The sequence below is a fragment of the Streptomyces niveus genome (assembly GCF_001723055.1).
Taxonomy (GTDB): domain Bacteria; phylum Actinomycetota; class Actinomycetes; order Streptomycetales; family Streptomycetaceae; genus Streptomyces; species Streptomyces niveus.
Genome location: NZ_MDCR01000186.1, coordinates 1 through 2,105, shown reverse-complemented (window position 1 = coordinate 2,105; position 2,105 = coordinate 1). Strand labels below are relative to the sequence as shown.

The 2,105-nt window shown below is 73.2% G+C and carries 2 protein-coding genes; both read right to left on the bottom strand.

Translation table 11 applies throughout. The features are described from left to right. Positions 1-90: 90 nt before the first annotated feature. Positions 91-606: a hypothetical protein gene (locus tag BHU15_RS22005; RefSeq protein WP_069628783.1), complete on the bottom strand. Its 516-nt coding sequence runs from the start codon at positions 604-606 to the stop codon at positions 91-93. A 107-nt stretch (positions 607-713) separates the two neighbouring features. Continuing rightward, on the bottom strand, positions 714-2,012 hold the full coding sequence (locus BHU15_RS22000) for a hypothetical protein (RefSeq protein ID WP_141726855.1): 1,299 nt from the start codon (positions 2,010-2,012) through the stop codon (positions 714-716). Positions 2,013-2,105: the final 93 nt, after the last annotated feature.

Genomic DNA, 2,105 nt, shown 5'->3' with positions numbered 1-2,105 from the left:
ATAAGTCCCACAATGTGACGTCAGGCTACTCACACAGGACCATGTGTGCGAAGCACCCGCAACGGATCTGCGGCCGAACGGGGCGGTGCGCTAGACGCCGTGGAGTTGCCCGGCCGTGATGCCGGCGAGCTGGTCGAGGGCGGCCCGCGTCGTGTCGTCCGAGGAGGCCAGATGTGCGGCGACGGCCGGGTCCGTACGGGCCAGGAAGGCAAGGTGCCTGACGGCGTGCGCCGCTACGTGATGCGGCTTCAGGTCCGGTGGAGAGGGGTGGCCGGCCTTGGGAGAGCGGGCGATGGCGCCCGGGTCGGGCAGCGGGGTGCCGGGCAGGTCGGGCGCCGGGTCCGGATGGATGAGGTAGGTGAGGACGATCTGGCCCTCGTCGGTCGCACGCCAGCTGGTGGAGTGCACGAGATGACGCTCGTCGTCCTCCGCCGGCAGCGCGAGGCCCCGCGCGGCGTCGTCGGGCCGGGCCCGCCCGTCCAGCGCCGTGATCAGCCGGCGGTAGGCGAAGCCCTCGGTCGGGTCGTGCCGCAGCAGCAGAGCTTCGACGAGGACGGGCGGGGGTACGTCGCGGACCGGCGGATCAAGGGATCGGGTGGGCGTCATCGTGCGACGGCTCCTGGATCGTCGGACGGGTCCGGTTCCGGTCCCCTGCGGCGACCTTATTGCACATGTTGTGCAACTGCGCGTCGAGCGGGAGCGATCGGTCCGCCTCACTCCGGTGACGGCGCGGGCGAGTCCTTCCGGTCGTTCCCGGTGGGCGTGTGCCGCCACTCGCTGCCGCGTGGTGAGTCGTGGACGTGCACCCCGCCGGCGGCGAGGGCGTCGCGCAGGTGGTCGGCCGCGTCGTACGCGCTCCGCGAGCGCAACTGCCCGCGCAGGTCGAGCAGGGGAGGCACGAGGCGCTCCAGGGTGGCCTGCGGTTCGTCCATGCCGCGTTGGGCGTGCGGTACGCACTGGCGGATCATGCCGCGCAGTACGGTACGGGCCCACTCACCGCCCTGGTCCTCCTCCATGTCCGCGCCCCAGGCCGCGATCACCGCCTCAAGGTCGAGGACGGCCGCCACCATCTTCTCGGCGTCGCGTGCGGCGTGGGCCCTGTCGAAGCGCGCCTCCGCCATGGCGACGGCCTCCTGGAGCGTGGGCGGACTGTCGGCGGTGGGGGCGGCCCCCGGGGCGTCGGCGGCGGTGCGGGGCGCCGGGATCGTGTCCGGCGCCCGCCTCTTACCGCCGACCAGGTCGCGGAGTTGGTCCAGGGTGAGGACGGTGCCCGCGCCGACCGGGACGCTGACGCCGCGCCGGCGTACGGTCACGACGCCCCGCCCCCACACCCGTGCCAGGGAGGTGTCCAGGTCGATAAGGAGCGCGGTGTGCTCGTCGATGCCCAACACTGCGCTGTCGTCGGGCAGTTCACGTTCGAGGGCGGCCAGCCGGGGTTCGCCGAGATAACAGAAGCGGGTGTCGTGCGTGCCGCCCTCGGCGTTGTCGTAGTGCGGAATCACCGCCACCCGCAGGCCGAGCGCCCCCGTCAGGTCCAGCCCGTCGAGCCACACCGGCGGGTGCCCGGCCTTGTACACCTCGTACACCGGCAGCGCCGCGAACCCGACCGTGCACGCGGCGGCGGAGGCCATCACCGTCACCCCATGAGCACGTCGCACCCGCTCGTGCAGGATCTCCCCGACGCGCTGGGTGTGCCAGCGGCCCAGGGCGTACGACGGGCTGCCGGGGCCGGAGAACACCCAGTCGGCGCGCCGCAGTTGGTCACGTACACCGTCCGAGCCCGCGTCCGTGTCGGGCGCGACCACCGTGGTCAGCCCGACGCTGCGGCGGAAGTACTCCCGCGCGCCGGCGGAGATGGCGTCCCGGTTGACCTGGAAGCCGTACGGCGTCTCCAGGATCACCGCGCTCGGCTCGTGGCGCAGGTGGGCGGCCAACTCCCGGTGCAGCGTCACCATCGTGGGGCTCGTCTCGCCGGACCCCATCAGTGCCAGGACTCCCCGCGCAGCGTCCATGCCGACCCCACCCCGCCCGTCAGGTCCCGCGCGCCGGACCACGCGCGGGCCCGTATCCGTACCCGTGTGACATCCGGCCCATACCGCCACGGC